General features: G+C 67.7%; 26 protein-coding genes and 2 pseudogenes. 15 read left to right on the top strand and 13 right to left on the bottom strand.

From position 1 onward, the window contains the following. Positions 1–913, bottom strand: a pseudogene (cdgB, locus tag ACFV9T_RS30350) (diguanylate cyclase CdgB); the annotation flags it as partial. A gap of 292 nt (positions 914–1205) precedes the next feature. On the opposite strand from cdgB, the gene ACFV9T_RS30345 reads away from it, so the two are divergent. Further along, complete coding sequence (locus ACFV9T_RS30345) at positions 1206–1781, top strand: flavin reductase family protein (RefSeq protein WP_385445630.1); 576 nt, start codon at positions 1206–1208, stop codon at positions 1779–1781. A gap of 38 nt (positions 1782–1819) precedes the next feature. Here ACFV9T_RS30345 and arfB read toward each other — a convergent pair whose 3' ends face one another. Beyond that, a complete protein-coding gene (arfB, locus tag ACFV9T_RS30340; protein WP_385445629.1) occupies positions 1820–2248 on the bottom strand; it encodes an alternative ribosome rescue aminoacyl-tRNA hydrolase ArfB in 429 nt (142 codons plus the stop codon). Between the two features lie 207 nt (positions 2249–2455). Between arfB and ACFV9T_RS30335 the strand changes: the two genes are divergently transcribed. From ACFV9T_RS30335 to ACFV9T_RS30315, 5 genes are all read left to right on the top strand, one after another. Further along, positions 2456–3031 (top strand): TerD family protein, encoded by a 576-nt coding sequence (locus ACFV9T_RS30335; protein ID WP_385445628.1) that lies wholly within the window; start codon positions 2456–2458, stop codon positions 3029–3031. Between the two features lie 375 nt (positions 3032–3406). After that, entirely contained in the window at positions 3407–5026 is a 1620-nt protein-coding gene (locus ACFV9T_RS30330; protein WP_385445627.1) for a M4 family metallopeptidase, read from the top strand. A gap of 120 nt (positions 5027–5146) precedes the next feature. After that, complete coding sequence (locus ACFV9T_RS30325) at positions 5147–6232, top strand: S-(hydroxymethyl)mycothiol dehydrogenase (protein WP_385445626.1); 1086 nt, start codon at positions 5147–5149, stop codon at positions 6230–6232. Between the two features lie 23 nt (positions 6233–6255). Beyond that, positions 6256–6894: an MBL fold metallo-hydrolase gene (locus ACFV9T_RS30320; RefSeq protein WP_385445625.1), complete on the top strand. Its 639-nt coding sequence runs from the start codon at positions 6256–6258 to the stop codon at positions 6892–6894. Positions 6895–6995: 101 nt separating this feature from the next. Then, complete coding sequence (locus tag ACFV9T_RS30315) at positions 6996–7493, top strand: hypothetical protein (RefSeq protein ID WP_385445624.1); 498 nt, start codon at positions 6996–6998, stop codon at positions 7491–7493. Between the two features lie 21 nt (positions 7494–7514). On the opposite strand, the gene ACFV9T_RS30310 is transcribed toward ACFV9T_RS30315, so the two are convergent. Together ACFV9T_RS30310 and ACFV9T_RS30305 are read right to left on the bottom strand one after the other, a co-directional pair. Continuing rightward, on the bottom strand, positions 7515–8213 hold the full coding sequence (locus tag ACFV9T_RS30310; RefSeq protein WP_385445623.1) for a DUF4142 domain-containing protein: 699 nt from the start codon (positions 8211–8213) through the stop codon (positions 7515–7517). 224 nt (positions 8214–8437) lie between these two features. Further along, a complete protein-coding gene (locus ACFV9T_RS30305) occupies positions 8438–8800 on the bottom strand; it encodes a DUF6247 family protein (RefSeq protein ID WP_385445622.1) in 363 nt (120 codons plus the stop codon). A 392-nt stretch (positions 8801–9192) separates the two neighbouring features. Between ACFV9T_RS30305 and ACFV9T_RS30300 the strand changes: the two genes are divergently transcribed. Beyond that, positions 9193–10416, top strand: coding sequence for an acyltransferase family protein (locus ACFV9T_RS30300; protein WP_385445621.1), 1224 nt, complete (start codon positions 9193–9195; stop codon positions 10414–10416). A 6-nt stretch (positions 10417–10422) separates the two neighbouring features. Here the strand turns inward: ACFV9T_RS30300 and ACFV9T_RS30295 are convergent, their stop codons facing one another. Next, positions 10423–11301, bottom strand: a complete 879-nt coding sequence (locus ACFV9T_RS30295; RefSeq protein WP_385445620.1) for an NAD(P)-dependent oxidoreductase — start codon at positions 11299–11301, stop codon at positions 10423–10425. Between the two features lie 95 nt (positions 11302–11396). On the opposite strand from ACFV9T_RS30295, the gene ACFV9T_RS30290 reads away from it, so the two are divergent. After that, positions 11397–11738 (top strand): winged helix-turn-helix transcriptional regulator, encoded by a 342-nt coding sequence (locus ACFV9T_RS30290; RefSeq protein ID WP_385445619.1) that lies wholly within the window; start codon positions 11397–11399, stop codon positions 11736–11738. Positions 11739–11796: 58 nt separating this feature from the next. Here ACFV9T_RS30290 and ACFV9T_RS30285 read toward each other — a convergent pair whose 3' ends face one another. The 3 genes from ACFV9T_RS30285 to ACFV9T_RS30275 form a co-directional block, all read right to left on the bottom strand. Beyond that, positions 11797–12990, bottom strand: coding sequence for a hypothetical protein (locus tag ACFV9T_RS30285; RefSeq protein ID WP_385445618.1), 1194 nt, complete (start codon positions 12988–12990; stop codon positions 11797–11799). Positions 12991–13212: 222 nt separating this feature from the next. After that, positions 13213–13752: an N-acetyltransferase gene (locus ACFV9T_RS30280; RefSeq protein ID WP_385445617.1), complete on the bottom strand. Its 540-nt coding sequence runs from the start codon at positions 13750–13752 to the stop codon at positions 13213–13215. A gap of 55 nt (positions 13753–13807) precedes the next feature. Beyond that, a complete protein-coding gene (locus ACFV9T_RS30275) occupies positions 13808–15028 on the bottom strand; it encodes a transcriptional regulator (RefSeq protein WP_385445616.1) in 1221 nt (406 codons plus the stop codon). Between the two features lie 187 nt (positions 15029–15215). Between ACFV9T_RS30275 and ACFV9T_RS30270 the strand changes: the two genes are divergently transcribed. The 3 genes from ACFV9T_RS30270 to ACFV9T_RS30260 are packed head-to-tail and all read left to right on the top strand — an operon-like array spanning position 15216 to position 16065. Further along, positions 15216–15629: a hypothetical protein gene (locus ACFV9T_RS30270; protein ID WP_385445615.1), complete on the top strand. Its 414-nt coding sequence runs from the start codon at positions 15216–15218 to the stop codon at positions 15627–15629. Beyond that, a complete protein-coding gene (locus ACFV9T_RS30265; RefSeq protein ID WP_385445614.1) occupies positions 15626–15820 on the top strand; it encodes a hypothetical protein in 195 nt (64 codons plus the stop codon). Before ACFV9T_RS30270 ends, ACFV9T_RS30265 begins: the two co-directional genes overlap by 4 nt. Further along, positions 15817–16065: a hypothetical protein gene (locus tag ACFV9T_RS30260; protein WP_385445613.1), complete on the top strand. Its 249-nt coding sequence runs from the start codon at positions 15817–15819 to the stop codon at positions 16063–16065. The genes ACFV9T_RS30265 and ACFV9T_RS30260 overlap by 4 nt, the downstream gene beginning before the upstream one ends. Positions 16066–16255: 190 nt before the next feature. Here ACFV9T_RS30260 and ACFV9T_RS30255 read toward each other — a convergent pair whose 3' ends face one another. Continuing rightward, on the bottom strand, positions 16256–16450 hold the full coding sequence (locus tag ACFV9T_RS30255; protein WP_385445612.1) for a hypothetical protein: 195 nt from the start codon (positions 16448–16450) through the stop codon (positions 16256–16258). A 92-nt stretch (positions 16451–16542) separates the two neighbouring features. After that, on the bottom strand, positions 16543–17394 hold the full coding sequence (locus ACFV9T_RS30250; protein ID WP_385445611.1) for a helix-turn-helix domain-containing protein: 852 nt from the start codon (positions 17392–17394) through the stop codon (positions 16543–16545). 103 nt (positions 17395–17497) lie between these two features. On the opposite strand from ACFV9T_RS30250, the gene ACFV9T_RS30245 reads away from it, so the two are divergent. Both ACFV9T_RS30245 and ACFV9T_RS30240 read left to right on the top strand, forming a co-directional pair. After that, positions 17498–18226: an alpha/beta fold hydrolase gene (locus tag ACFV9T_RS30245; RefSeq protein WP_385445610.1), complete on the top strand. Its 729-nt coding sequence runs from the start codon at positions 17498–17500 to the stop codon at positions 18224–18226. 40 nt (positions 18227–18266) lie between these two features. Further along, the gene (locus tag ACFV9T_RS30240; RefSeq protein ID WP_385445609.1) at positions 18267–18620 is read left to right on the top strand and encodes an NIPSNAP family protein; all 354 of its coding nucleotides are present in this window, start codon (positions 18267–18269) and stop codon (positions 18618–18620) included. A gap of 18 nt (positions 18621–18638) precedes the next feature. Here ACFV9T_RS30240 and ACFV9T_RS30235 read toward each other — a convergent pair whose 3' ends face one another. Beyond that, entirely contained in the window at positions 18639–21650 is a 3012-nt protein-coding gene (locus ACFV9T_RS30235; RefSeq protein WP_385445608.1) for a WD40 repeat domain-containing protein, read from the bottom strand. An 85-nt stretch (positions 21651–21735) separates the two neighbouring features. Continuing rightward, a pseudogene (locus tag ACFV9T_RS30230) lies at positions 21736–22029 on the bottom strand (hypothetical protein); the annotation flags it as partial. A 541-nt stretch (positions 22030–22570) separates the two neighbouring features. On the opposite strand from ACFV9T_RS30230, the gene ACFV9T_RS30225 reads away from it, so the two are divergent. Both ACFV9T_RS30225 and ACFV9T_RS30220 read left to right on the top strand, forming a co-directional pair. Continuing rightward, positions 22571–23140, top strand: coding sequence for a hypothetical protein (locus ACFV9T_RS30225; protein ID WP_385445607.1), 570 nt, complete (start codon positions 22571–22573; stop codon positions 23138–23140). Positions 23141–23916: 776 nt separating this feature from the next. Then, positions 23917–24684 carry a hypothetical protein gene (locus ACFV9T_RS30220; RefSeq protein ID WP_385445606.1) on the top strand — a complete coding sequence of 256 codons (768 nt, stop codon included), beginning with the start codon at positions 23917–23919 and terminating at the stop codon, positions 24682–24684. An 11-nt stretch (positions 24685–24695) separates the two neighbouring features. Here ACFV9T_RS30220 and ACFV9T_RS30215 read toward each other — a convergent pair whose 3' ends face one another. After that, positions 24696–25205 carry a hypothetical protein gene (locus ACFV9T_RS30215; RefSeq protein ID WP_385445605.1) on the bottom strand — a complete coding sequence of 170 codons (510 nt, stop codon included), beginning with the start codon at positions 25203–25205 and terminating at the stop codon, positions 24696–24698. Between the last annotated feature and the right edge of the window lie 151 nt (positions 25206–25356).

The raw sequence follows: 25356 nt of genomic DNA, 5'->3' as shown, positions 1-25356 counted from the left end.
CCACCGAGTTACGGAGCGACACCCACACGTACGTGCCGTCGCGGCGGGCGAGCCGCAGCTCGGAGCGGCCGCCCTCGTGGGAGGTGCGCAGCAGGGTGCCGATGTCCTCGGGGTGGACGAGATCGGCGAACGAGTAGCGGCGCATCGCCGAGGCGGGGCGGCCCAGCAGACGGCACAGGGCGTCATTGGTGCGCAGCAGATGACCGTCCTGATCGGCGCCCATCTCGGCGATGGCCATGCCGCTGGGGGCGTACTCGAACGCCTGACGGAAGGATTCCTCGCTGGCCCGGAGGGCCTGCTGCTCGCGCTCCAGCCGCAGCAGGGCGCGCTGCATGTTGCCGCGCAGCCGGGCGTTGCCGATCGCGATGGCGGCGTGGAAGGCGTACATCTGCAGCGCCTCGCGCCCCCACGCGCCGGGGCGCCGCCCGTTGCGCGGCTTGTCGACGGCGAGGACGCCGATCAGCTCTCCGCCGGAGCCGCCCGCCGCGTGCAGCGGGGCGAACAGGCGGTCCATGGGGTGCCACTCGTCGGCGAAGCGGGGCGCGGGGCCGGGGGTGTGCCACTGCGGCACGTCGTCATCGTCGAGGACCCAGCCCTCGGTGTGCGGGATGAAGCGCAGATCCCCCCAGCTGTCCCCCATCGACAGCCGCCGGTCCCATGAGGTCCGGGAGCCGACCCGCCCGGCCATCAGCGCCTCGGCGCCCGCGCTGCCGCCCACGGCGGCGACGACGAGGTCACCGTCGGGGCGGACCAGATTGACGGCCGACAGCTCGTAGCCGAGCCCGGCTATGACGCCGTCGGCGACGGTCTGCACGGTGTCGGCGAGGCTGCGGGCGGTGTTCAGGTCGGCGACCACCTGATGCAGCTGCCGCAGGGTCGCAAGGCGGATATAGGGCTCCGACTCGGCCTCCATCGCTCGCACTCCCCCGAGACCTCGACAGCAACTCCTGGCTTCCTATGTCGTCCGATTGCCAACGGCCACTGAATCACAGCGAGCTGCCCACTCGGTACACAGGGTCAACAATTACTGGCTGCTGTGACTCATGTCACAGACCGTGTTCGAGGCCCATCAGAACCGCGTGGGAGCGCTCCTACTTTTTCTGAAAGCAAATCCGCAAGCGGGCCGCCTACGGCCGGAGACCTACGTCCGCACTGGTCCGGTGGCCCGATGCGGAGGGTGGCGCGACGCGGTTAGCGTGTAGAACGTGTTTCAGACGAAGCCTTCCGCTCCCCCTCCCGCCCACGCCCCGACCGGACCCGCCGTCCCGCATGCTGGTGGGGTGAGTGAGGACGACTTCCGCGGCGCCCTGGCGCGACTCGCGGCCGGTGTGGTGCTGGTGACCGCGCACGACCCGGAAGAGGGGCCGAGCGGTGAGGACGTCGGCATGACGGCCACCGCGTTCATGTCGGTGTCACTTGACCCGCCGCTCGTGATGGTGAGCGTTCGCAACGGGTCCCGGCTGGACGAGCTGCTCGAACGACAGCCGCTCTGGGCGGTGTCGGTACTGTCGGAGAGTCAGCGGACCACAGCGGGACGATTCGCCATGAAGGGGCGCATCAGCGACCGGCTGCTGTTCGCGGACATGGCGGTGACGCACGGCGCGGAGTCGGGTGCCCCGCTCGTCTCCGGGGCGCTGGCGACACTCGAATGCCACACCGAGCAGCGGGTGACGGCCGGGGACCACACCCTGGTGGTCGGCCGGGTGCTGTCGGCGACGACGCCGAGCGCGGAGGGCGGGCCGCTGATGTACTTCCGCGGCCGCTACCGCACGCTCGAATAGAGAGAGGCCGGGTTCAAAGAGGGGCCGGGTTACAGGGCTCAGCCCCAGTCGCGTCCCGAGCGCCCGCGCTTGGTGTCGCTCTGCCGCTTCTTCTCCCGCAGCCGCCGCTCATTGATGCCGCGCGGGATCCGGGTCGGACGGCGCGGCCTGGGCGGCGGCGCGGTCGCCTCGGCGAGCAGCGAGGCGAGCCGGACGGCGGCCGTCTCGCGGTTGCGCCACTGGGAGCGGTGCTCGGACGCCCGTACGGTCAGCACCCCGTCGGCCAGCCGCCCGGCCAGCCGCTCCAGCGCGCGCTCCTTCCATACGGGCGGCAGCGCGCCGGTGGCGGCGAGGTCGAAGCGCAGCTCGACGGCGGTGTCACTCGTATTGACGTGCTGCCCGCCGGGCCCGGACGACCGGGAGAAACGCCAGATCAGCTCGGCCTCCGGCAGGGAGACAGAACCACGGATGACATAGGGGCCGGACATGGCTCCATGGTCACCTGCCGACCCCCGCGCCGTCATCCCGTTTTGGCGGGGCCCCCATGGTGGCCATCAGGGTTTGGCAAAGAAAGTAAAGGTACCTGGAACCTGTGGGTGCCCTGATGGCGTTGTGGAGGATGACGGCGACTTCGCCCGGAGCCAATGGACGAAGCCCGCCGCCTCGAACCATCGAGACCACGAAAGGGACTCCCCATGGCTGTAAGCCTGTCCAAGGGCGGCAACGTCTCGCTCACCAAGGAGGCACCGGGCCTGACCGCCGTCACGGTCGGCCTCGGCTGGGACGTCCGCACCACCACGGGCACCGACTTCGACCTGGACGCGAGCGCCATCGCCGTGAACACCAACGGCAAGGTCTACTCCGACCAGCACTTCGTGTTCTTCAACAACAAGGCCACCCCGGACCAGACCATCGTCCACACCGGTGACAACGTCACCGGCCAGGGCGAGGGCGACGACGAGCAGATCAACATCAACCTGGCGGGCCTGCCCGCCGACATCGAGAAGATCGTCTTCCCGGTCTCGATCTACGACGCCGAGACGCGCAGCCAGAACTTCGGCCAGGTGCGGAACGCGTTCATCCGGATCGTCAACCAGGCCGGTGGCACCGAGATCGCCCGCTACGACCTGAGCGAGGACGCCGCCACCGAGACCGCCATGGTCTTCGGCGAGCTGTACCGCAACGGCGCGGAGTGGAAGTTCCGCGCCGTCGGCCAGGGCTACGCCTCGGGCCTGGTCGGCATCGCGCAGGACTTCGGCGTCAACGTCTGAGGTTCCTGAGGCTCCACGCGGCGAGGGCCGCCCCCACCAAGGGGGCGGCCCTCGCCGTGTTTCTGAGCACATCCTCCTCAAAGGGACATTGCCGCAGCATGCCTCACTGACCGAATTTTGCCCTGTTATAACAACGGACGGTCAAATTCTTGTTACGCGCCTATCCGAACGGATCGTTCGATGACAATCTCTGCTCGGCTCGCCGCGCATCGCATCTGACTCCGCGGTAAGTCCTGGTTCCGCGCGCACAGCGGCGCGGGACCCAGCGCTTGGCACCTCACGCACCACTCCTGCTCTACCGGGCAGCCCCACCCAAGGCTGCCCGCACCCCCTACGCAGGGCCGCGAGCCAGCGGCCCCTCAGCAAGGAGACCGAGTGAGACCTCACGCTTCCTCTCCCCGTAAGCAGGCCATCCGTGCGGCCGCGTTAGTCGCCTCCGCCGCCATGGTCGTCATCGGCGTCCAGACCGGCTCGGCCAGCGCCCAGCCGGACAACGCCCGCGAGGCCGGCGCGACCGCGCTGCAGCTGACCCCCGCGGAGCGCACCGCCTCCATCAAGGCGGCACAGGCCGACGCTTCCGCCCAGGCCGACCACCTGGGGCTCGGGGCCAAGGAGAAGCTCGTCGTCCGCGACGTCATCAAGGACGCCGACGGAACCGTGCACACCCGCTACGAGCGCACCTACGACGGGCTGCCCGTCCTCGGCGGCGACCTGGTCGTCCACGAGAAGACCAGCGGCGCCCGCACCGTCACCAAGGCGACCAGCGCGAAGATAGCCGTGCCCGGCACGGCCGCCGAGGTGTCCGCCGCCGCCGCCTCCAAGGCCGCGCTGAAGGCCGCGACCACGGCCGACTCCGGCGAGAAGGCCAAGTCGCCGCGCAAGGTGGTCTGGGCCGAGAGCGGCAAGCCCGTGCTGGCCTGGGAGACCGTCGTCACCGGCACCCAGAAGGACGGCACGCCCAGCGAGCTGCACGTCATCACCGACGCCGCCACCGGCGAGAAGCTGGCCGAGAACGAGACCGTCCACACCGGGACCGGCACCAGCAAGTACAGCGGCACGGTGCCGCTCGGCACCACCAAGAGCGGCACCACGTACAACCTCACCGACGGCACCCGCGGCAACCACAAGACGTACGACCTGAACCAGGGGTCGTCCGGCACCGGCACCCTCTTCACCGACGCCGACGACGTCTGGGGCGGCAGCCGCCAGACCGCCGGGGTGGACGCGCACTACGGCGCCGCCGAGACCTGGGACTTCTACAAGGAGGTCCTGGGCCGCAACGGCATCAAGAACAACGGCGTGGGCTCGTACTCCCGCGTCCACTACGGCAACAACTACGTCAACGCCTTCTGGCAGGACTCCTGCTTCTGCATGACGTACGGCGACGGCTCCGGCAACGCCAACGCGCTCACCTCGATGGACGTGGCCGGTCACGAGATGACCCACGGCGTCACCGCCGCCACCGCCAAGCTCAACTACAGCGGCGAGTCCGGCGGCCTCAACGAGGCGACCTCCGACATCCTGGCCACCGCCACGGAGTTCTACGCCGCGAACGCCTCCGACGTGGGCGACTACCTCATCGGCGAGAAGATCAACATCAACGGCAACGGCACGCCGCTGCGCTACCAGGACAAGCCGAGCAAGGACGGCGCGTCCCGCGACTACTGGTCCTCGACGCTCGGCAACATCGACGTCCACTACTCGTCCGGGCCCGCCAACCACTTCTACTACCTGCTGTCCGAGGGCAGCGGTGCGAAGACCATCAACGGCGTGAGCTACAACAGCCCGACGTACGACGGCTCGACGGTCACCGGCATCGGCCGGGACAAGGCCACCAAGATCTGGTACAAGGCCCTGACCACGTACCTCACCTCCACCAGCAAGTACGCCCAGGCCCGCACCGCCACCCTCAACGCCGCGTCCGACCTGTACGGGTCGACGAGCACCGAGTACAAGGCGGTCGCCGCGGCCTGGACCGCGATCAACGTGAAGTGACTGACTGATCCGCCGTAAGACGCGGTAAGCGGAACGGGCCGCACCGGCGATTCCGGTGCGGCCCGATGCGCTCACCCAGAGTTCCTGTCGTAGCCCCTGATCGGCGCTTACGCTGCTCCCATGACTCAACACGTACGCGGCGTGGTGGCCCCCGGCAAAGGCGAACAGGTACGGATCGAGACGATCGTGGTGCCGGATCCCGGCCCCGGCGAAGCGGTGGTGAAGGTCCAGGCGTGCGGTGTCTGCCACACCGACCTGCACTACCGGGAAGGCGGCATCAACGACGAGTTCCCGTTCCTCCTCGGGCACGAGGCGGCGGGCGTCGTGGAGTCCGTCGGCGACGGCGTCACCGAGGTGGCCCCCGGCGACTACGTCATCCTCAACTGGCGCGCGGTGTGCGGCCAGTGCCGGGCCTGCCGCCGAGGCCGCCCCTGGTACTGCTTCGCCACCCACAACGCGTCCCAGCCCATGACGCTCACCGACGGCACCGTCCTGTCCCCCGCCCTCGGCATCGGCGCGTTCGCCGAGAAGACCCTCGTCGCGGCGGGCCAGTGCACCAAGGTCGACCCCTCCGCCTCCCCGGCCGCCGCCGGGCTGCTCGGCTGCGGGGTGATGGCGGGCATCGGCGCCGCCATCAACACCGGCAACGTCGGGCGCGGCGACTCGGTCGCCGTCATCGGCTGCGGCGGGGTCGGCGGCGCCGCGATCGCCGGATCCCGGCTCGCCGGTGCCGCGAAGGTCATCGCGGTGGACGTGGACGACCGGAAGCTGGAGCAGGCGCGCTCGCTGGGCGCCACCCACACCGTCAACGGCAAGACCGCCGACGTGGTCGAGTCCATCCGCGGCCTCACCGACGGCAACGGCGCGGACGTGGTGATCGAGGCGGTCGGCCGCCCCGAGACGTACCAGCAGGCCTTCTACGCCCGCGACTTGGCGGGCACCGTCGTCCTGGTCGGCGTGCCCACCCCGGAGATGAAGCTGGAACTGCCGCTGCTCGACGTCTTCGGGCGCGGCGGCGCCCTCAAGTCCTCCTGGTACGGGGACTGTCTGCCGTCCCGCGACTTCCCGCTGCTGATCGACCTCTACCAGCAGGGACGGCTCGACCTCGACGCCTTCGTCAGCGAGACCATCGGGCTCGACGACATCGAGGCGGCGTTCGACAAGATGCACCGCGGCGACGTCCTGCGCTCGGTGGTGATGCTCTGATGACCCCTGGTGGTGACTCCGCGATGACCCCCCCGCCCGTCCGTATCGACCATCTGGTGACGTCCGGCACCTTCTCGCTGGACGGCGGCACCTGGGAGGTCGACAACAACGTCTGGCTGGTCGGCGACGACCACGAGGCGTACGTCATCGACGCCGCCCACGACGCGGAGGCGATCGTCGAGGCCATCGGCGACCGCCGACTGCTCGGCATCATCTGTACGCACGGCCACGACGACCACATCGACGCGGCCCCGGAGGTCGCCGACCGCACCGGCGCCCCGATCCTGCTGCACCCGGACGACGAGGTGCTGTGGCGGATGCGCCACCCCGACCGCGCCCCGGACAAGCCACTGGCCGACGGCGACGTGCTCACCGTCGGCGGTACGCAGCTGCGCGTCCTGCACACCCCCGGCCACTCCCCCGGCGCGGTCTGCCTGCACGCTCCCGCCCTGACCACGGTGTTCTCCGGGGACACCCTCTTCCAGGGCGGACCGGGCGCGACCGGGCGCTCGTACTCCTCGTTCGAGACGATCATCGAGTCGATCCGGGAGCGGCTGTTCGCCCTGCCGCCGCAGACCGTCGTCCGCACCGGGCACGGCGACCCGACGCTGATCGCGGACGAGGCGCCGCACCTGGAGGAGTGGATCGCGCGCGGCCACTGAGGCCCGCTGAGGCGCTGTGCGTCGTAGGGCGCCCGGGTCCGGTCCCGGCGCCCTACCCCCTCTCCCCCAAGCCCCCCAATCCCCCATGACACCATCAACCCGTGATCGACCTGGGCTACTCCCTCTCCCGCCGCTTCCCGGACCCGCCGCAGACGGACTACCGGAGCGCGGACACCCGCGCGCTGCGCCACGACCTCTTCTGCGGCGACGTCTATGTCGCCGACACCGTGGCCGACCGCGAACTGTCCACAGCCTGGGGATGGGTGCCGGTGCTCGACTTCGCCTGGGCGCTGTGCGACATCGTGGAACGGCTGGACCGCGACCCGCGCGGCAGCCGCTCCCACCGGCGCATCAACGAGGAGCTGGACTTCACCGAATCGGCCGACCGCATGCTCTTCGAGCGCCGCTTCGGCTGGGTCGACATCACCGCCGACTGGGTACCGCTCGAAGAGCCCCCGCTGACCTTCCAGCACCGCGCGCTGCGCCGCGAGGCCCGCGACTTCCTGCAGGACCTGATCGCCGACCTGGTCGACATGCACGAGGGCCTGGGCGACAACCCGGCGATCTGGGACCTCCAGGCCCGCTACCCCCGTGTCTGACGGCTCGGCCCCTGCTCCGGCCTACTTCGCGCTGGCCGCGACATCGTCCAACACGGCGTCCGTCAGCAGCCCGGTGTCCTCCAACACCTCCATGTGGTCCATGACGGTCTCGTTGGTGATCTTGGCCAGCCGCCGGACCGTGTGGTTCTTGGTGGCGGCGCGGACCTCGCCGATGACGATGAAGATCTTCCCGTGCGCGGCGCGCAGCAGATCCACGAAGAGCTGGTCGAACTTCTCGCCCTTCGCGTTCTTCATCTGCTCGACCCACTGCTGCTGCTCGGCCGATGCCTCGTCCGGTATGGACGAGGACAGCGCCTTGGCATCCTCGCGCACCAGCTGGTCGAGCCTGCTGTGACCGTCGAGCAGATGCATCCCGGCCCGCTTGATCGCCTCGCTCGACGCCTGGGTCTGCGCCATCCGCCCGGCCGGGATCTCCCACAGCCCGGCCTGCCGGACCTTGACCATGAACGTCTTGTCCAGCTCGCTCAGCGGCCCCGAGTTGGCGGCCTCCGCCCCCGACGCGGCCGCGGCCCCGGCATCCCCGAGACCGCCGTTCGCGGACGGCATGCCGCTGTCCGCCACCGACTGGCTCCCCCCGTCATCCGCCTGGGAGACCCAGATCCCCGCCCCCGCCACCACCGCCGCCAATGCGACGCCGACGGAGATCATGCGGGTGCGGTTCGACGCCGCGCCGTGACTGTTGCGCCCATGAGTGGTCATCGTGCCTCCAGGTGGGGGTGCGGGGAGTACGCGAAACACTAAACTTTGCCTGCTGCAAAAAACTGCGTTCGTCAGGAGTGCACAAATCCACCCGTGCTGCAGGCGAATTGCCCCTACACTCCCCCGCCCACACGGTTTTTCAGCCGCCCGACTCCGCGAGAATTCCCCACCGCGCCCACCCCCGGGGCGCCGTCCAGCGAGCTGCGCGCCTGCAAGCTGCGCGCCTACCGCCCCACCGCGGGCGTCTCCCGGTGTGCCGCGTCCATGATCTGGCGCATCTCAGCCAGCGCGGAGCCCAGGGCCTCCCGGTCCGTGGCCTCCTCCGCCACGACCTCCAGCTCCCGCAGCCGCGCGGCCCGCTCCGGAAACCGCTGAATGGCGACGAACTCGCCCCACCACTGCAGGAAGGTGCGCAGCGGAGCGATCGTGCCGTTCCGCGCGGCCTGCTCGACCGCCCGGTCCAGATGCTCGACGAAGGACGACAGCTCCCCCGGAGCGATCCGAGCGACCGCCGCCCGCAGCGCGGACGGCGTGAGCGCGGGCATCGGGATCAGGGGCCCGTCCTGGGCGGAGGACTGCTCGGTCATCTCTACGCTCCTGACACACCGGGATCTGCGCCCACGACACTCGACGGCGCGAAGCCGCGGCGAGCCTACGCCCGCGTCCCACCCGCCACTCGCCCCTGACCTCTATCGATCAATCAAGCACCACTCCGGATCACAACTGCTGCCCCCTGACACCCCTTCGCCCACTCACGACACCTCGCGCCTCCGAACCCGGCAATCCCGGCGCGGTGAGTGAAGCGCCGGAGAACACTGCACGTCGCATCCCCAAGGCTTTCCGGAACGACACCCCCGACCTATCCGGAATGCCCCCGTCTGTCCGGGCTGAGCGGCCCGCGAGGGACGTAGCGTGAGCCGCCCGTGGCCGTCGCGCCCAGGTTCCGTCGGTTCCCCCTCGTGAGGATGACGCAGGTCTGATGCAGGTCAGGTTTCAGCAGCCGCTCCCCCCGGCCGTCGAATCGGCCGTCGCCCCGACCGTCGAACCGCTCGGCGGCGGCGTCGCCGTAGCCGAGCCACCGCCGCGAACGGCCCCGGCCCCGGCCCCGCCCCGGAAGGTCCCCACCGCCCCGCGCCCCCGCCCCCGGCTGTACGTCATCGACGGCATCCGCCTGGTCGCCGCGCTCATGGTGGCCCTGCACCACTACGTCGGCACCAACCGGGCCAACCAGCCGGGCAACGCGACATGGGGCCGTCCGGTCTCCGAGATCATGCCCACGGTGTTCCACGTCGCGTCCTTCGGCTGGATCGGCGTGGAGATCTTCTTCGTGATCAGCGGCTTCGTCATCTGCATGTCGTGCTGGGGCCGCACCCCGAAGGACTTCTTCGTCTCCCGGGTGATCCGCCTCTACCCCGCGTACTGGGTCGGCGTCATCTTCACCACCGTCGCCCTGTTCGTCCTCCCGGGCGTATGGGAACGCCCCCAGGGGCGGGACATCCTGCTCAACTTCACCATGCTCCAGTCGGGCTCCAACGTGCCGGACGTCGACATCGTCTACTGGACCCTCTGGTCGGAGCTGCGCTTCTACCTGCTCTTCATGGTCGTGGTCGCCATGGGCCTCACCTACCGCCGGGTCGTCGTCTTCTGCTGCGTCTGGGGCGCGGCCGCGATGCTCGCGCCCGTATCCAAGTTCCCGCTGCTGGTGCTCGCGGCCGACCCCAGCGGCGCCTGGTACTTCATCGCGGGCCTCGCCCTCTACCTCATGCACCGCTTCGGCCAGGACCTCCTGCTCTGGGGAATCCTCGCCATGGCCTGGCTGATGGGCCAGCGCGAACTGGGCCTGCGGGTCGCGTACGAAGACGTCTCCAGCTGGCGCGGCGCCGTCGTGATCTTCACAGTCTTCCTGCTCATCATGGTCGCCGTCGCCCTCGGCTACACCGACCGCATCCGCTGGAAGTGGCTGGTCACCGCGGGCTGCCTGACCTACCCGCTCTACCTGATGCACTACGTCGCCGGTACAGCCCTGATCAACCGCCTGCACGACGCCATGGACCCCCGCCTCCTCGTCGCCCTCCTCATCACCGGCTTCCTGGCCCTGAGCTGGCTGGTCCACCGCTTCGTGGAACGCCCGGCGGCCCGCCTCCTGAAGCGCGGCCTGGAGTCCTCCTTCACCCGCCTCCGCTTCTTCGGCCGCGCGGCCTGATCCACCTCAGCGGCGCAGCAGGTCGATCACCCCGGTCGTCCCCTCGTCCCCGTGCCCCGCAGCAAGAAGACGCTCCATGAGCGCCATGAACGGAGCGAGCAACTCCGGGCTGACGCCCTGCTCCTCGGCGGTACGCAGCAGCGTCCCGTTGCCCTCCACCATCATGGCGAGGTTCGACGTCACGCCCAGGGTGTAGTCGCCGGTCTCCAGCTGCGCGGCGACCCCGTACGCGGCGGGCGCCATGGCCGCGAGCCACTCGACGAGCAGCCCCGCGAACTCCTTCGGCGCCACCTCCGCCCCCGCCCCGCGCATGAGCGCGAAAGCGTGCGTCACCCCGGCGAACATGCCCGTCATGGCGCTCAGCAGCGCCACGTCGTGCAGCGCGGCCGAGCCGGGCTCCTCCCCGACGTACCGGGCGGCCGCCGGAACGGCCAGCCCGTCGCGGTGCGCCGCGAACAGCTCCGGCGACCCGCTGTAGAAGACGTACGCACCGGAATCCGGTGTCCCGATCATCGGCGGAACGGCCATGATCCCGCCGTCCAGATACCGCGCACCGCGCGCACCCGCCCACGCGGCGCGCTCCCGGGCCTGCCCGGGGGTGCTGGTGGTGACATTGACCAGATCGACGCCCACCAACTCGGTATCGGCGAGAACCTCACCGACCGAGGCATCATCGAGCAGGCACACCACCACGAGCCCGCTGGCGCGCACCGCCTCGGTAGCCGTCGCCGCGACCTCCGCCCCCTCACCGACGAGCGCCTCGGCACGCCCGACGGTGCGGTTCCAAACCGTCACCCCATACCCCGCGTCCAACCACGCACGAGCGAACGCGGTACCCATCGCACCAAGGCCGAGCACACTGATCTTCTTCGCGTCATGTCTCATGCCGCAAAGACTCATCGCTGAGCCCGGGACACTCAAGTACCCACTTCATAGTGGGTAGTTACCCTGACGTAAGCGAACAGGCAGAGAGGCGGAGCATGCGAACCACACACAGACCGGGTTCCTACATCTGCGGCATCGACGCCGCGATGGACGTGATCGGCGGCAAGTGGAAGGGGCTGATCCTCTGGGCCCTCCACGTACGCCCGCACCGCTTCGGCGAACTGCGCAGGGAACTGCCCGGCGTGACCGAGAAGGTCCTCACCGACCAGCTACGCGAACTGGAACTCGACGGCATCGTCCACCGCGAGGTGCACGACCAGGTACCACCCCGCGTCGAGTACTCCCTGACCCCGCTCGGCACCTCCCTCAACGAGGCCCTGTCCCCCCTCGGCGCCTGGGGCCGCGAAAACCTCCTCCCCCACCCGCCCCACGCCTGACCTTAGAAGTCACGGAGTGGCGACTGTTCACCCCGCCCGGACGTTCATACGAGGCTGGTCATGAAGGGCTGAGGCGCGCCGGGAAGTTGAGGACACGCCTCCGCGTGCGACGCCGAACTCGGTCCTCCACCTGATTTCGCATGACTTTATCGAAGCTGGCACCAAAATCCTTACTAACTGTTTCCACTAGCTTAGGTCGGTACTTTCCGGCGCGCGGATTCGTCAGCCTGACCAAGGCAACTGAGCACCTAAGTATGCCTTTATCGTAGGCAGCCGCAATGGGCTTGTGCGCTTCAACGGGCTCAGATCGCAGAGTGAGAATTACCGTACTCCTCGGCTCAATCGATACGTAAGAAGGCTCGTCAACCTCGACTTCGACCTCGAGCTCACCATTTTGAGGATCCAGCATGTTCTCAATCCTCAGCATCAGAGGATCAATGCGCGAGACACCGCCGCTCACGCGAAGAGCGGCATAAGGGTTCAAAACCGCCGCATACTTCCCTTTGTTCACCACCATAAGGTCGACCCTGAATGGGCCTGAACTTGCAATCTCCTCAAGGCCGCTCATGAGGATGTCCGCATGGGAGCGATCATCCCTGACCGCCTTGACGGCGTACTTCAAGCACTTATCCAGGTGCCTCTTGTTGAACGTCTGCATTGCCTTCACCAGGGGCTGGATACGATCCTTAGCTCCCTGAGAACCAACCGGGAAGTCAATCCTGCCTTCCGGGCGGGTCAAGACAATTGAATCTACGTCGCCACTCGACACCGTTTCGACCTGGCAGACATAGCGCGCCATCCGTAGCGTGTCTTCGATCTTTGGTAGGACCAGATCACGCCTCTGCAATCCTTCAATAATTTCCTCCAATACAAGCTTGCCACTCGTCATGAGTTTGGTAATGAAGTCGACTTTCTCTTCATTTTCCTTGCAGTGCCGAAGCCTCCTCTTCATCTCTCGCGCAAACTCGATCTGCTCCAGAGCCTCCTTGCGAACACCTTTCGCGTGACTGCGCACAAACTGGATGTCTCTATCTCGGGCCTCCTTAGGCAGGTCGAGTGGCGAGCGTCTGAATGACTTCGAGATTTCCATGATTCTGTCACCCACGTCTGCCCTTTCTTCGGGGTGACGCCCCTTAGTGACGGAGACCAGGTTGAGGTCAATCCGTACACGATCCCAAATAAGACGCAACCAAAACGGAGCCGTTCCAGCTACAAGTGCAGCGATCAGGGGAATTATTATGTACTCGACCATTCTCATCACCCCGAACGGGTGGGTAAACGACGAACCACGAGAGTCGTTGAATCTCTCGACTCCTCACTCCAGTTGAAACCCTGCCTTTGGCGTGCGCAAGTGGACAGCCAGACGACCGCTGTTGTTGGGAATGAGACTGTCTGAAACAGCGCCGACCCAGGTCGGGCAGGCCACCGAGGCGCCGCGTCTGGCTCCAAGGCCGGGCGAGTGGCTTCTATCCCGTCAGTGGAGCGGCAGCACCATCGCGTCGTACAACGGGGCATCGGGGAAAGGCATCGCCTCTCCAAGCCACTGGTAGCCCCACTCCTCGTACCTGGCACGAACCCGCGAGTGCGCCCGCTCGACTAGCAGAGTCACCCGCTCTTCGGGCCGTGTCCGCAACAGCTCGTCGTGGATCTGTTTGGCCACGCCGGTGCCTCGGGCGCGCTCGATCACCATCAGCTCCGAGAGCGCGAACGTACGGCTGTCTGTCTCCGCCACGGCGTCGTCCGGCACCGGGGTCCGTAGCCCGCTCCACCAGCGCGTACCCGGCTGCAAGGTGCAGCCGTACGCGAATCCGACCGGTGTTCCGGCCGCATAGCCGACTGCAGCGCCGAATCCTGGAACTTCCGTGTTCCATCCCAGACGTTCGTTGAAACGGTCCACGCTGTGCAACTCTTCGTCCAGCCGATCGGCGTACACGTCGGCGTACACGGAGAGCAGTTCGGAGCGGATCTCCGCGAGTCCCGCAGCGTCGCGGCACTCGATCCTCAAGTCCTCCATTTCATCCCTCCATGTGCCGTGTCTGCTGCAGGAAGTCCGCTGCTGCCGATACGCGTTAGTGTCGGCTGATCGCGCGTCGCAGGTCCGCGAACTTGTCTCGTACTCGTTCGCTGTGGACTCGATCGCTCATGGAGGAAGCGCGGGCAGCCTCCGTAACGGCTTCTTCCACTTCCCCGCAGTCGAGGAGAGCCTGAGCACGCTGGACCGTGTAGTAGAAGCGGTTTCGTTCAAAGCGGGGTTCCAGCATGTCCAATGCGGATGCGGTGAGCTGTTGCGCTCGGCGATGGCGGCCGAGAGCCTGGTGCGCCGCGCCTGCCAGCCCGGCCAGTTCGGCCGTGGTGAGGAATGCAAGCCACGCCTCCGGTTGGCCCGAAACGCGGTCGTACGTAGTTTCGGCACGGGCCAGCGAACGTCCGGCCCGGGAGCGTTCCCTGACCCGCGCGTGCCCGACAGCCTGACGGCAGTGCAGCAAGGTCATGAGCCACGGATCCCGCTTTGCCTGCCGGGTTTCCAGTGCGGCACGGCCGATACGTACCGCCTCTGGGTCGCGGCCGAGCAGCCGGGCCTGCATCGCCAGATTCGACCAGACGCGGGCCTGCAGAGAGCCGTCTCCGGCGAGAATCGCGGCCTGTAACGCCTCGTTGTAGAGGGTTGTCGCCTCTCGCTGATGGCCCGCGTCGTAGGCGAACCAGCCTGCCGACGCGGCCAGATCACCGACGGCGGCGTAAAGCTGCTTCTCCACGCGTTCGCCGTAGCTGCAGCGATTCACGGCGTCGCGTACGCGGTGGAGGGCTTCAGTGGCGACGGTGTGGAGTGCGCCGCCTCCGAGGGCATGGTCATGCGCATAGAGAGCTGGGACGATCCGACGAATGCGATCGACGTCGGCGCTTCCCAACCGCCCGGCTGCGGGAATGGTGTCGAGGCCGACGGCGACGGCCAGTCCGGCCGTGATGAACTCTCTGCGCCGCACGGGTCGCACCTCCTTCACGGGAGTCGACCGCCGCGGAGGCGGGGGAACGCGCGAAGACTTGCCTCGCGGCACGAAGCCCATCGCCTCGGGGCTACGGTCGAAGATCTCTTGTAGCGGGAGAAGGTACTGCGCCCAGGGCCACCGCACGTCTCCCGCGACCCAGCGGCGGACGTGGCGATCGGTGCATGAGCCTTCCTTGCCGAGCAGGTCTTCTGCGATCCGGTTGACTTCGTCGGCCAGCTCCTGGTGGGTATAGCCGAACTCCAGCAGAAGCGCCTCCAGCCTGGTGTTTCGCTGTTTCGGCATACGGCAGTCTCCCCTGCGCCTGCGGACTCTGACGGTAGATCTGCCCAGACCTACCCTCCAGGTAAAACTGTCCTGTCCGGCGGACGGTAACTGCCTGGGTTGTGACCTGATGGCCGACAGGACGCTTCCGGTTATCTCGGAGCATGAATTCAGCACTGTCGGTGCCCCTTCGAGATGGGGGTCCGCGATGACGACCAGAGCCCTGCCGTGGACACCCCCGCACAGCGGCGACGTTGAAATGATCGAGGTCGGTCAGCACTGGGACGTCGTACGCGCCCCAGCCGACATCGGTGAACGTGCCGTCGCGTTACTCGGCGACGAGACCGGCGCGGTCATCGCCGACTACGGGCTCATGTACTGGCTCATCGCCCCGGGCCACGCCCGGACGTGGCAGCGCCTGCGACGGGACATCCACGCCCTCGGCGCCGAGCGCGCCGGAGTCGCCTACGTCGGCGTACCTCCGGCCGCGCACACCACCGGGCCCCGCCTCCACTGGCACATCCCGATGGGACCCGACCGGTACCTGACCGACGCCGACCGGCTGCACGAGGCCTTGTCGCGAGCCGTCTCCGAGCGCGCCGAGGAAGCGACGACCCGATGATGCCCCAGGTCTGCGCCCGCTGCGACGAGACCACCAGCGACCCGGTCGTGGTCGCGATCGGGTACGGGGCGAGCGCGGGCGGCGGCACGGTCTACGCCTGCCCCGACTGCGCGCCCACCTTCCCGAAGCAGCGCGACCCCTTCGAGCACAGCCTGCCGGACCGCTCCGACCCCGTGAGACAGCGCCGATGACGGCCGACCAGCAGGCCGCGACGCCCACGAGCGAGCCGGACCCGAACACGCTCACCCGCGAGCAGTTCCAGGGCGGGGCCCGCGTCCCGCGCGGTGAGCACCCCGCCACACCTGAGCCGAACGCGTGGGGCCGGTTCCTCGACCACGCCATGGGCTGCCCCGCCTGTCGGACCGGTCAGCGGTGCGCCGACGGGAACGGGTTGCACCACGCGGTGAGGGATGCCTTTGGCGCCACGGCCCCGTAGTCCGGGCTTGCCACTGATGTGGTCCCCCATTCCGGACGCGGCGGCCCGCTCTCCCTCCGCCCCTCTGGTCGGCAGCGTGGCCTCCGACCAGAGGGGCAGAACTCCGGCCCCAGACAGCCAACCGCCGCATCGTGAGGCACATCAGGATGATCCTCCCGGCGCCGACGCACGGCGTCCGCCCCGTAATCGCTCAGCTGCCTGGGCCCACCGCCGCGCCGTCTGCTTGCTGCGGCCCCACCGTCCTCCCCGGCACCAGGACGGCAAGGGTGCTGCGCGCTTCACGCCGCAGCGAGCGGCGGCGAGCGAAGGTCGCGGTGAGAGCGAGAATCGAGATCGTGCCGCCGTAGAAGACGGCGACAATCGTGGAGAGGAGCCCGATCGTCATCGGGCACGCACCCTTCTTCCCCCATCCGGCCCACCCAACTCAGAGTTGTCGGCGGGGCATTGATGCGTTTCCCATCCACCATACGCCCGCCTTCAACGGGACGCACCACAGTTGACCTCCGCTCGCGTCTGACTGGCGGAGGCGAGCAGGGCCAGCTTGTCGGCGCTGTCGGTGCCGGGGTCCGGGTGGTGGATGACGAGCACCTGGCCGGGCGCGGCGCTGACGCCCAGCCGCTCCACTTGCAATTGCATGACACCCACCTGGGGATGGTCGAGCCGCATGGACGCGCCCGCGCACGTCCGTACGTCGTGCCGGGCCCAGAGGCGGCTGAAGCGGGGGCTGGCGAGGGAGAGTTCGCCGACGAGTTCGATGAAGCGGGGGTCGTCCGTATCGGTGCCCACGGACTCGCGGAAACCGGCGACCAGATCCACGGTCGCGCTCTCCCAGTCCGGGTAGAGCGCGTGCTCGGCGGGGTCGAGGAACAGGTCGCGCATGCGGTTGGCGCCCACCGCGAGCCGCGGTGACAGGGCCGTGGCCAAGGCGTTGGCGGCGAGTACGTCGAAGTAGCGCCCCTCGACGTGCGCGGGGAGCGGCAGCGTGGCGACGAGCTGGACGATGCCCGACGGGACGGTCTCCCGCCGGGGCCGACGCCGGGGCCGTCGAGGCTTCGCGGCACCGAGCCGCAACAGGTGCTCCGTCGCCTCGTCGTCGAGCCGCAGCACACGGGCGAGCGCTTCGAGAACCTGCACGGAGGGATTGCGGTCGCGGCCCTGCTCCAGCCGCAGGTAGTAGTCGGCGCTGATCCCCGCGAGCATCGCGACCTCCTCCCGCCGCAGCCCCGGAACCCGCCGTAGCCCCACGGCGGGAATGCCGACCTGCTCCGGGGTGACGAGTTCGCGCCTGGCGCGTACGTAATCGCCCAGCGGGTTCGGTTCGTCGCTCATGCGTCGACGGTAGTCGCGCCGTCGCACCCGTGCCTGGCCCTGCCACCCCCAGGAACGCGGGGACTCTGGCACACCCGGCGCCCGGGGCGGCAGCGTGACACCCATGTCAACGTATCTGCTGGTACACGGCGCCTGGCACAGCGGAGAGTGCTGGGAGCGCGTCGTCCCTCTCCTCACCTCGGCCGGACACCGCGCCCTCGCCCCATCCCTCACCGGCCACGGCGACCGCGCGCATCTGCTCAGCCCCGACGTAGGACTCGACACCCACGCCGACGACATCGTCAGGCTGATCACCGACGAGGACCTCACCGACGTGATCCTCGTCGGCCACAGCTACGCCGGCATGGTCATCTCCGCCGCCGCCAACCGGATCCCGGACCGGATCGCGCACCTGGTCTACCTCGACGCGATGGTCCCGCAGGACGGCGAGAGCGCGGCCGACGTCATGCCCATCACCCAGGACCTGATCGACCGCGCCCTCCGCTCCGAGAGCGGCTGGCGCGTCCCGCCCCTGCCCGAAATGCCGCCGCCCACGGGCCTGTTCGGCGTCACCGACCCGGCAGACGCCGCCTGGCTGCGTACGACCCTGTCGGACCAGTCCGTACGCTGCCTCCAGCAACCGGTCCGCCTGGACAACCCGGCCATGAACACCATCCCCCGGACCCACATCCACTGCGTAGTAGGCAAACCAGAAGGCTGGCCCCGCCGCCCCGTCCCCCCAACCCAGCCCAACGGCACCCCATCCCAGGTATGGCAACTGCCCACCGGCCACGACTGCATGATCACCATGCCCACCGAACTGACCGACCTCCTCCTCAAGCTCGGCGCCTGATTCCGCGCGCTTCCACAGCGCGATCGTCGGGTGCGACTGCTTGACTGAGACCGGCAGCATGGCCAAGTGCACCTACCTCAGCGGGGAGGCGACGATGCCCAGGACGACGCAACTACGGACCTACACCGTTCGCGACGGGCTTTTGGACGAGTGGGTCGAGCGATGGCGGCAGGAGATCGTCCCACTCCGGCTGGAGCTGGGGTTCGAGATCGGCGGCTCCTGGGTGGACCGGGAGCGGAACCAGTTCATCTGGCTGATCTCGTACGAAGGCCCCAAGAGCTTCGCCGAGCGCAACGCGGATTACTGGGCCTCGCCCCAGCGTGAGCAGATGAATCTGAACCCCGACGACTACCTGGTCCGGACGGACGACCGCGTGGTGGAGTCCGTGGCGTAGCGGGGGACGAGCACGGGGTCACGGAGCCGACGGCAGCATGTGATGGCGCCGCTCCTCCTCGGTCAGCGTCCGCACCACACGATTGCGGGCGAACGCCTGGAGCGAGTCGAGGTCCGGATCCGCGGGCCATACGCGAGCGGTGCCATCGCGAGAAGCGGTGAGCAACGACCGGCCGTCCGGAGACCAGGAAACCGCTACCACCTTGTCCTGGTGGACGCCGATGACCCCGAGCTCCTCGCCTGTCTCGGCCGACCACACGCGGACGGTCCGGTCATCCGAGGCTGAGGCGATCGTGGCCCCGTCCGGGGACCAGTCGACGTCCCGCACCCGGCCTTCGTGACCACGCAGTGCCCCGCTCCGGTGCCCCGTGGCGACGTCCCAGATCCCCACGGTCCAGTCCCCGGACGCGGTGGCGACACGCTGCTCGTCCGGCGACCAGGTCACGCTGTCCACGTAATTCTCGTGTCCACGCAGTACGGTCCACGCTTCGTTGGCCGGCACGTCCCAGATCCTGCAGGTCCGGTCGTCCGAGGCCGTAGCGATGTACCGCCCACTGGGCGACCAGGCGACACCGCCGATCCAGGTCTGGTGACCGACCAGAGCGGCGAGTTCGGCTCGGGTGGCGACATCCCAGACATGAAGGACCGCGTCGTGCCCGCCGGTGGCGACACGGCGCCCGTCCGGCGACCAGGCTACGGCTTCGACCGCCGTGTTCCGGTGGTCGAGCAGCTCGTCCCTGTCACCGTTGAGGATCTGAGCGGACCGGTCGCTCGATCCGGTCGCGAGCCTTTCCCCGTCCGGCGACCAGGCCACGTCCCAGATCCGATCTCGGTGTCGCTCCGACCGGCTGATCTCCTCACTCGTCGCCGCGTTCCAGATCGCCACCGTCCCGTCGTCGGAGGCGGTCGCGATCCGTTGCCCGTCCGGTGACCACGCGGCTTGGTTGACGGGCTGCCCGTGGCCGGCGATGAGCACGTTCTCGGCACCCCGGGGGCGGACATCCCAGGTGCGGGCCGTGCTGTCGGCCGAGCCAGTGGCTATTCGGGTCCCGTCAGCCGACCAGGCGACGCCCCACACCGTGTCCCTGTGGCCGCGAAGCACGGCGAGCGGTCTCGCGTCGCACGTATCGAAAACCCGGGCCGTACGGTCCGAGGAAGCGGAGGCGATCTGCCTGCCATCGGGCGACCACGCGATGTTCCATACGTAGTCGGTGTGGCCACGGAGCAGCAACCGCAACTGCCCGGTGGTCGTGTCGGTGATCCGGATGGTGTGGTCTCCGGAGGACGTGGCGAGGCTGCTCCCGTCGGGAGACCACGCCACCCCTTCGACGAAGTCCGTGTGCCCCGCCACCGTGAGCACAGCGGCTTCCGAGGTCACGTCCCAGATGACGGCGGTACGGTCGTGCGAGGCCGTGGCCAACCGGGTACCGTCCGGCGACCAGGCGACGCCCCAGACGTCCTCCCGGTGGCCGTGCAGCTCGTGCGCCAACTCGCCGGTGGCCGCGTTCCATACCCGGACAACCATGTCCCGGAAGGTGCCCGCGAGCCATTGGCCATCCGGTGACCACGCGACTCCGCGCCCAGCGTCGGTCGCTCCGGTGAGCACCCTCACGACCGTGCCGCTGGCCACCTCCCACAACCGCACCACCCGATCTCGGGATGCCGTGGCGACCATCGTCGAGTCGGGAGACCAGCACACCATCTCGACCATGGCTCCGGAGCCCTCCAGAACCGTGACGCAGCGACCGGAACCGGCGTCGAAGATCCTGGCGGAGCCGTCCCGGGACGCGGTGGCGATCCGGCGTCCGTCGGGGGACCAGGCCACATGGCGGATGGTGTCGGTGTGACCGGTCAGCTCGGCCCGCAATTGGCTGAACGCCAGCGCGGTGAACAGTGCCCGCCGAGCCACCGGGGTCGCGGCGCATTCCCCCAGCGCGGCCAGCGAGAGGAGTACCGACAGTTCCGGGTCCTGCTCGGGGTTGGCCAGAACATGCCGTCCAACACTCTCCGAGACGCGCCGCAGAAAGGCGAGGTCGCGGCTACGGGAGGCGTCCACCAACGAGCGCACCCCCTCGGTCGCCTGGCCCGCCTCCTCCAGCGCGGCGAGCCAGCGCTGGGCCAGGGCCAACCGCTCCCCGGTGAGCAAGTAGTCGGCGCTTCGGCCCGACCACTGCCAGTCGTCCGCCCACCGTTCGAGCTCGGCCCTCCGGCGCAGCCGTTCGGCCCCCACCTCGACCGCTTGCCGCAGTGGCGGCCACTGCCGGAACAGGGCCTCGTGCGCCACGTGGGCCTGGGCCCGGCCGTCGTCGAGTTCCCCATTGCCGACGGTGGTGACCAGCAGCCTGGCGTCGACAAAGGCGTCGACGATGTGGCGCTCTTCCGCGGTCAGCTCGGCCAGCGTCACCCGACGCCGCGTGGCCTGCTGCCCTTCGATGGTGACGAATTTCAGGAGCACCCGGAGTACGGGGTCGATGCCGCCCGCATCGCTCAACTCGGAGACGGCATGGTCAGCCTGGCGCGCCAGGGCACCGGCGACTCCCCCGAGGCGTCGGTACAGATCCTCGGTCACCGTCGCACCGGGGCCGGTGGCGAAGTACAGCTCCTGGAGCAGGAAAGCCAGCAGCGGGAGGGCGTCGTTCGTCCCCGCTTCGTCCGCGATCGTCTCGGCCAGCCCGGGGGCGAAATCCATCCCGACCAGGGAGCCGGGCCCCTGCACCACCTGCGTGAGCTGGCTACGGCCGATGGCCCCGATGGCGACCGGATTCTGGAACAGATCGGCGTGCGCGCTGTCGAGAAGCTCCCTGAGGAACTCCACCCGGACGGTGGCCACTACCCAGAACCGGGAATTCCGCGTCAGGGCGTCGTTGAGCGCCTCGAAGAACAACTCGCGTTCTCTGTCGCTCGCGAGCGTCATCACCTCTTCGAGCTGGTCGATCAAGAGGAGGCTGCGCCGGAACCGACTGCCCTGATGGATGCGACCAAGTTCCTGCGTAAACGCCGCTGGCGACCTGGCGGAGGCGTCGTAGCACATTGACTGCCGAGTCCGCCCCTCCTCCGGCTTCGGCCAGCATCCCGGCCAGCGCGCCCAGCGGATTGGCTCCCGGGGTGAGCACGGGCAACACCGTCCAGCGCCGCTCCCGCAGCCTGGGCAACATTCCCGCTTGGGCGAGCGACGACTTCCCACTGCCGGAGGCACCGGCCAGTGCCACGAAGCGTTCGTCCGGTCGCGTCGGCGAGTCGTGCAGCCGTCGTATGAGCTCCGTGATCTGCACGTCCCTGCCGAAGAACGCAGCGGCCTCGTCCTCGGCGAAGGCGTCCAAGCCGGGGTAAGGGGCTCGTTCCGCGTCCCACGCCCGTGGCGAAAGAGCCGGTCGCTCCAGGCGATAGGCGGCCACCTGCACCACGATCATGACGATGAGGAGCACGCCGATGCCCGGTACGGCGACGCGTTGCAGAATCTTCAGCGCCAGCGGAACGTCGTCCGTGTTCGTCGCATAGTTGGTGACGATGCCGAGGAGGCTCGTCACGAGCACCAAGCAGACCTGGAGGGTCAACTCCAGCCGCCGACGCCTCACATCCGCCCCGCACGCCGCTCGGCTAACGCCGCGAATCCCAGAGTTGTCATCGATGCCCCCTGCCCCCTCCACCCGATCGCCACACCCGCGCCCCATGATCCGCGATCGCGGTCCCGCCCCACAAGAAGCACGAGGAGGCAGTGGCCCTCCGGGGTATTACCGGAGCCCGGGTTGGACGGCGCGCCTCCCTTGGGGCGCTCCTGGTCCATCCACTGTCCCTCAAGGCCGTATACGTACCTTCCGGCACGGACGCCCGGGGCGGGAGAACGCTCACCGCCGCAAACGGGGAGTCCGACAGAAAAGATCGGGCGGCAGTGGAGCCCTGACCGTAAAGGGTCGTTGCCGCCCGCACGCCATCCACCGGTAGGGGAAAAGCATGGCGAACGAGCTGAAGTACGGCGATCGGATCCACCTGCAGAACGCCTACAACGATTGGGCGGGGGGCTACCTGGACACCAACGGCCACAGCACCGACGGCGGGGCCAAGTACGGAGTGTCGACGGCAGAGTCGTCCGCCCGAGGAGCGGGCACCGGAACCTGGGAAATCCTGTCCGCCGCAGGCAAGGCCACCGGTACCACCGTGGCCAGCGGGGACCTGATCTACCTGCGGAACCTCTACGGCGGTGACGGCGGCTACCTCGACACCAACGGTCACGCCTCCTCCGACCAGAAGACCGTCGGCGGCAAGTTCAACGTCTCAACGTCCAAGGACAAGGACCGTGCCCCCGGTACCGGTCGCTGGCGCATCTTCGCCCAGACGTCGACCCCCGGCGACCAGAGCATCCGTCCCGGAGACGTGATCCACCTCTGGAACACCTACAGCGAAAACGGCGGCTTCCTGGAGACGAACGGGCACGGACCCACCGGCGGCAAGTACGACGTCTGTACCAACGCGTACTACAACCGTGCCCAGAACGTCGCCGGCTGGAAGCTCCACCGCGCATAACTCATCACCACCTGCGCCGCTCATAGCCGTGGCCCACCCGACTCCCGGGTGGGCCACGGTCTCAGGCGGACGGTTAGTCGTGCCGGTTGCGGATGCGCTCCAGCTCATCCCGGATACGACGCGCGCCGCCCTGGTGGTGGCAGCGCCGCGGTAGGGAACTGCCGTCAACGCCCCACGATCCAAGATCGCGGGGCGTTCGCGCAGCTCGCGCACAGAGCCGACTGTCGGGTTCGAACCGACGACCTTCGCTTTGCAAGTTCGTCACGCTGATCCAGTGATCAGCCCGGCGGCGCCTCGCCTCTAACCTGCGCGATGCGCGGACGAGTCTCGCGATACGGCAATGTGCACCCCCGTTGCCGTCAACGGCTGCCGTCAGGCCACCACGGTTTACAAGAGGGCTGTAGCCAGGGCGACGACTACAGCCCTGAGCTGAACGTGTGGCTTCTTATTGTCTGCTGACGGCTTCCAGTCCGCCAGGGGTCCACAGCGCCTGATACCCGGCTCAGCAGTTGACGGCGCCAGCGCTAGACCTCTTGATCCGTAGGTTCGGGCACGACATCGTCCGAACCACTGATCGCGTTTGAGGTGGCTCGCTGAGCCGATGTGGCTGGCCCAGACGGGCGCCGTCTGTTGGCCTTCAGGTTTTGCACTCACAATCGCCAGCCACTTTGCTCTCGAACTCTTGCACTAGCCTCGCCCCATTGCCGACCTCTGCGGAAAAACCCTCGCCTAACTCCACCTCTTTCGCTATCCTGCGAGACAAATTAAGGAGACCCGTGAAGCACGACAAGATCAACTCAATCGTCAACGATGAAGAATTCTTCCCTTTCTGGGAGGCAATAGCCTGGAGTGCAGTACAAAACGCTGTAATGTTTGGCGAAATAGATGTTGCCGAACTCAGCAACAAAGAGGTTGTAATGGCAGCAATCGCAAGGACACTGTATTACCTGAAAGGAGACGAAGAAGACTACACACAAGAAGACGAAGAAAGAGGAGCAGGCGAAGACACCTCCGAATCATCCAACGACACCCAACAAGACATCTTATGGTCCAGTAGCCATGAACCAGACCTGAAGGCACAGGCAGATGATTTCCTGAACAGGGATAAGAGCGAATTTGCCACCTTGTTCTATGCGACATGGATTGAGCATTGGATCAATCGAATTATCCTGCTCCGCCTCGCAGGCGAGAGGGTGCACGAAAATATCGCAGCCTCTCTTGTCAGAACGTCAAAGATAGAGCTAAAAATGGGCAAGATCTGGACTTCTCTAGGGATGCCAACAATCGAGAAGGAGTTGCTGCGCCGAGTGACGCGCGTGATGGAATCCAGGAACGGATTTGTGCACTATAAATGGCCCCACGATGAAGAATCTGCACACACAGATCGAATAAATCGCGGAAGGGTGCAGGCGCAGGAAGCCAAAAGTACAGTTGAAGCATTGATGCAACTTGAAGACGACGTCTTTTATGATGGCCGAACAGCGGCAATCAAGGAAGCCTTTAAGGCGAGCTGGAAAGAGAGGATGAGTCGGGATTTCGGTTAACGGGAATTGCTTCACTCCCGATCAGAGAATTCTCCATCCAAGAGTCTCCGACAAAGAGATGTGAATTCCTCAAGACCATCCTCGGCTTCATCGCCGCTGATTCGAGCTCTTTCCCAGGCGTCATCCTGTCGATCTACCGGTCCACTGTAGGCGGTGCAAAGTGCACGAGGCCACGCATCGAGGCGGAAGTAAATATTGGCCGCGACATCGGCTATCTCTTCCGGTCCTTCCAGGGCGACGAGTGTTGCCGCTTCCTCGACCTGGCTAACCGCCCCCTCCAACTCCTTAATGGCGTCCATCACGCCTGGTTCTTCGACCCGCGCAGCTTCATGAGTTGCCCTGCCCACACGGAGCGCTTCCCCGGCCCGAACAATGAAGGTGCTGTACGCGTCCCGACGCACTTGACGGCGCCAATGTTCACGCTGATCTCGACCAGTTAGGCGCGCAGCGGCAACCGTCCCCACCACACCGATCAGACCGCCCACAACCGCACCAGCAAGGGTGTAGATTCCTTCGCTCATAAGCGAATTCAAGCAAACAACTGTAGTTGGTCAACGGGCCAGCACCCGCCCCTCATACTCACTGCTGACCGACCCCCATCCCTACCAGCCAGGCATGGCGTTCTGCGTCACTCCCGACTGGGTAGGGCGCACCCTCTTTGGCCTACCCTGC

The sequence above is a fragment of the Streptomyces sp. NPDC059850 genome, from assembly GCF_042731515.1.
GTDB lineage: Bacteria > Actinomycetota > Actinomycetes > Streptomycetales > Streptomycetaceae > Streptomyces.
This window is presented reverse-complemented; position numbering and strand designations above follow the sequence as displayed.

Excerpts from the sequence above, each read along its gene's own strand:
- arfB (WP_385445629.1), bottom strand. The coding sequence starts at position 2,248 with ATGTCCGGCCCCTATGTCATCCGTGGTTCTGTCTCCCTGCCGGAGGCC.
- ACFV9T_RS30335 (WP_385445628.1), top strand. The coding sequence starts at position 2,456 with ATGGCTGTAAGCCTGTCCAAGGGCGGCAACGTCTCGCTCACCAAGGAG.
- ACFV9T_RS30325 (WP_385445626.1), top strand. The coding sequence starts at position 5,147 with ATGACTCAACACGTACGCGGCGTGGTGGCCCCCGGCAAAGGCGAACAG.
- ACFV9T_RS30320 (WP_385445625.1), top strand. The coding sequence starts at position 6,256 with ATGACCCCCCCGCCCGTCCGTATCGACCATCTGGTGACGTCCGGCACC.
- ACFV9T_RS30310 (WP_385445623.1), bottom strand. The coding sequence starts at position 8,213 with ATGACCACTCATGGGCGCAACAGTCACGGCGCGGCGTCGAACCGCACC.
- ACFV9T_RS30305 (WP_385445622.1), bottom strand. The coding sequence starts at position 8,800 with ATGACCGAGCAGTCCTCCGCCCAGGACGGGCCCCTGATCCCGATGCCC.
- ACFV9T_RS30300 (WP_385445621.1), top strand. The coding sequence starts at position 9,193 with ATGCAGGTCAGGTTTCAGCAGCCGCTCCCCCCGGCCGTCGAATCGGCC.
- ACFV9T_RS30295 (WP_385445620.1), bottom strand. The coding sequence starts at position 11,301 with ATGAGACATGACGCGAAGAAGATCAGTGTGCTCGGCCTTGGTGCGATG.
- ACFV9T_RS30290 (WP_385445619.1), top strand. The coding sequence starts at position 11,397 with ATGCGAACCACACACAGACCGGGTTCCTACATCTGCGGCATCGACGCC.
- ACFV9T_RS30285 (WP_385445618.1), bottom strand. The coding sequence starts at position 12,990 with ATGGTCGAGTACATAATAATTCCCCTGATCGCTGCACTTGTAGCTGGA.
- ACFV9T_RS30280 (WP_385445617.1), bottom strand. The coding sequence starts at position 13,752 with ATGGAGGACTTGAGGATCGAGTGCCGCGACGCTGCGGGACTCGCGGAG.
- ACFV9T_RS30275 (WP_385445616.1), bottom strand. The coding sequence starts at position 15,028 with ATGCCGAAACAGCGAAACACCAGGCTGGAGGCGCTTCTGCTGGAGTTC.
- ACFV9T_RS30270 (WP_385445615.1), top strand. The coding sequence starts at position 15,216 with ATGACGACCAGAGCCCTGCCGTGGACACCCCCGCACAGCGGCGACGTT.
- ACFV9T_RS30265 (WP_385445614.1), top strand. The coding sequence starts at position 15,626 with ATGATGCCCCAGGTCTGCGCCCGCTGCGACGAGACCACCAGCGACCCG.
- ACFV9T_RS30260 (WP_385445613.1), top strand. The coding sequence starts at position 15,817 with ATGACGGCCGACCAGCAGGCCGCGACGCCCACGAGCGAGCCGGACCCG.
- ACFV9T_RS30255 (WP_385445612.1), bottom strand. The coding sequence starts at position 16,450 with ATGACGATCGGGCTCCTCTCCACGATTGTCGCCGTCTTCTACGGCGGC.
- ACFV9T_RS30250 (WP_385445611.1), bottom strand. The coding sequence starts at position 17,394 with ATGAGCGACGAACCGAACCCGCTGGGCGATTACGTACGCGCCAGGCGC.
- ACFV9T_RS30245 (WP_385445610.1), top strand. The coding sequence starts at position 17,498 with ATGTCAACGTATCTGCTGGTACACGGCGCCTGGCACAGCGGAGAGTGC.
- ACFV9T_RS30235 (WP_385445608.1), bottom strand. The coding sequence starts at position 21,650 with ATGTGCTACGACGCCTCCGCCAGGTCGCCAGCGGCGTTTACGCAGGAA.
- ACFV9T_RS30225 (WP_385445607.1), top strand. The coding sequence starts at position 22,571 with ATGGCGAACGAGCTGAAGTACGGCGATCGGATCCACCTGCAGAACGCC.
- ACFV9T_RS30215 (WP_385445605.1), bottom strand. The coding sequence starts at position 25,205 with ATGAGCGAAGGAATCTACACCCTTGCTGGTGCGGTTGTGGGCGGTCTG.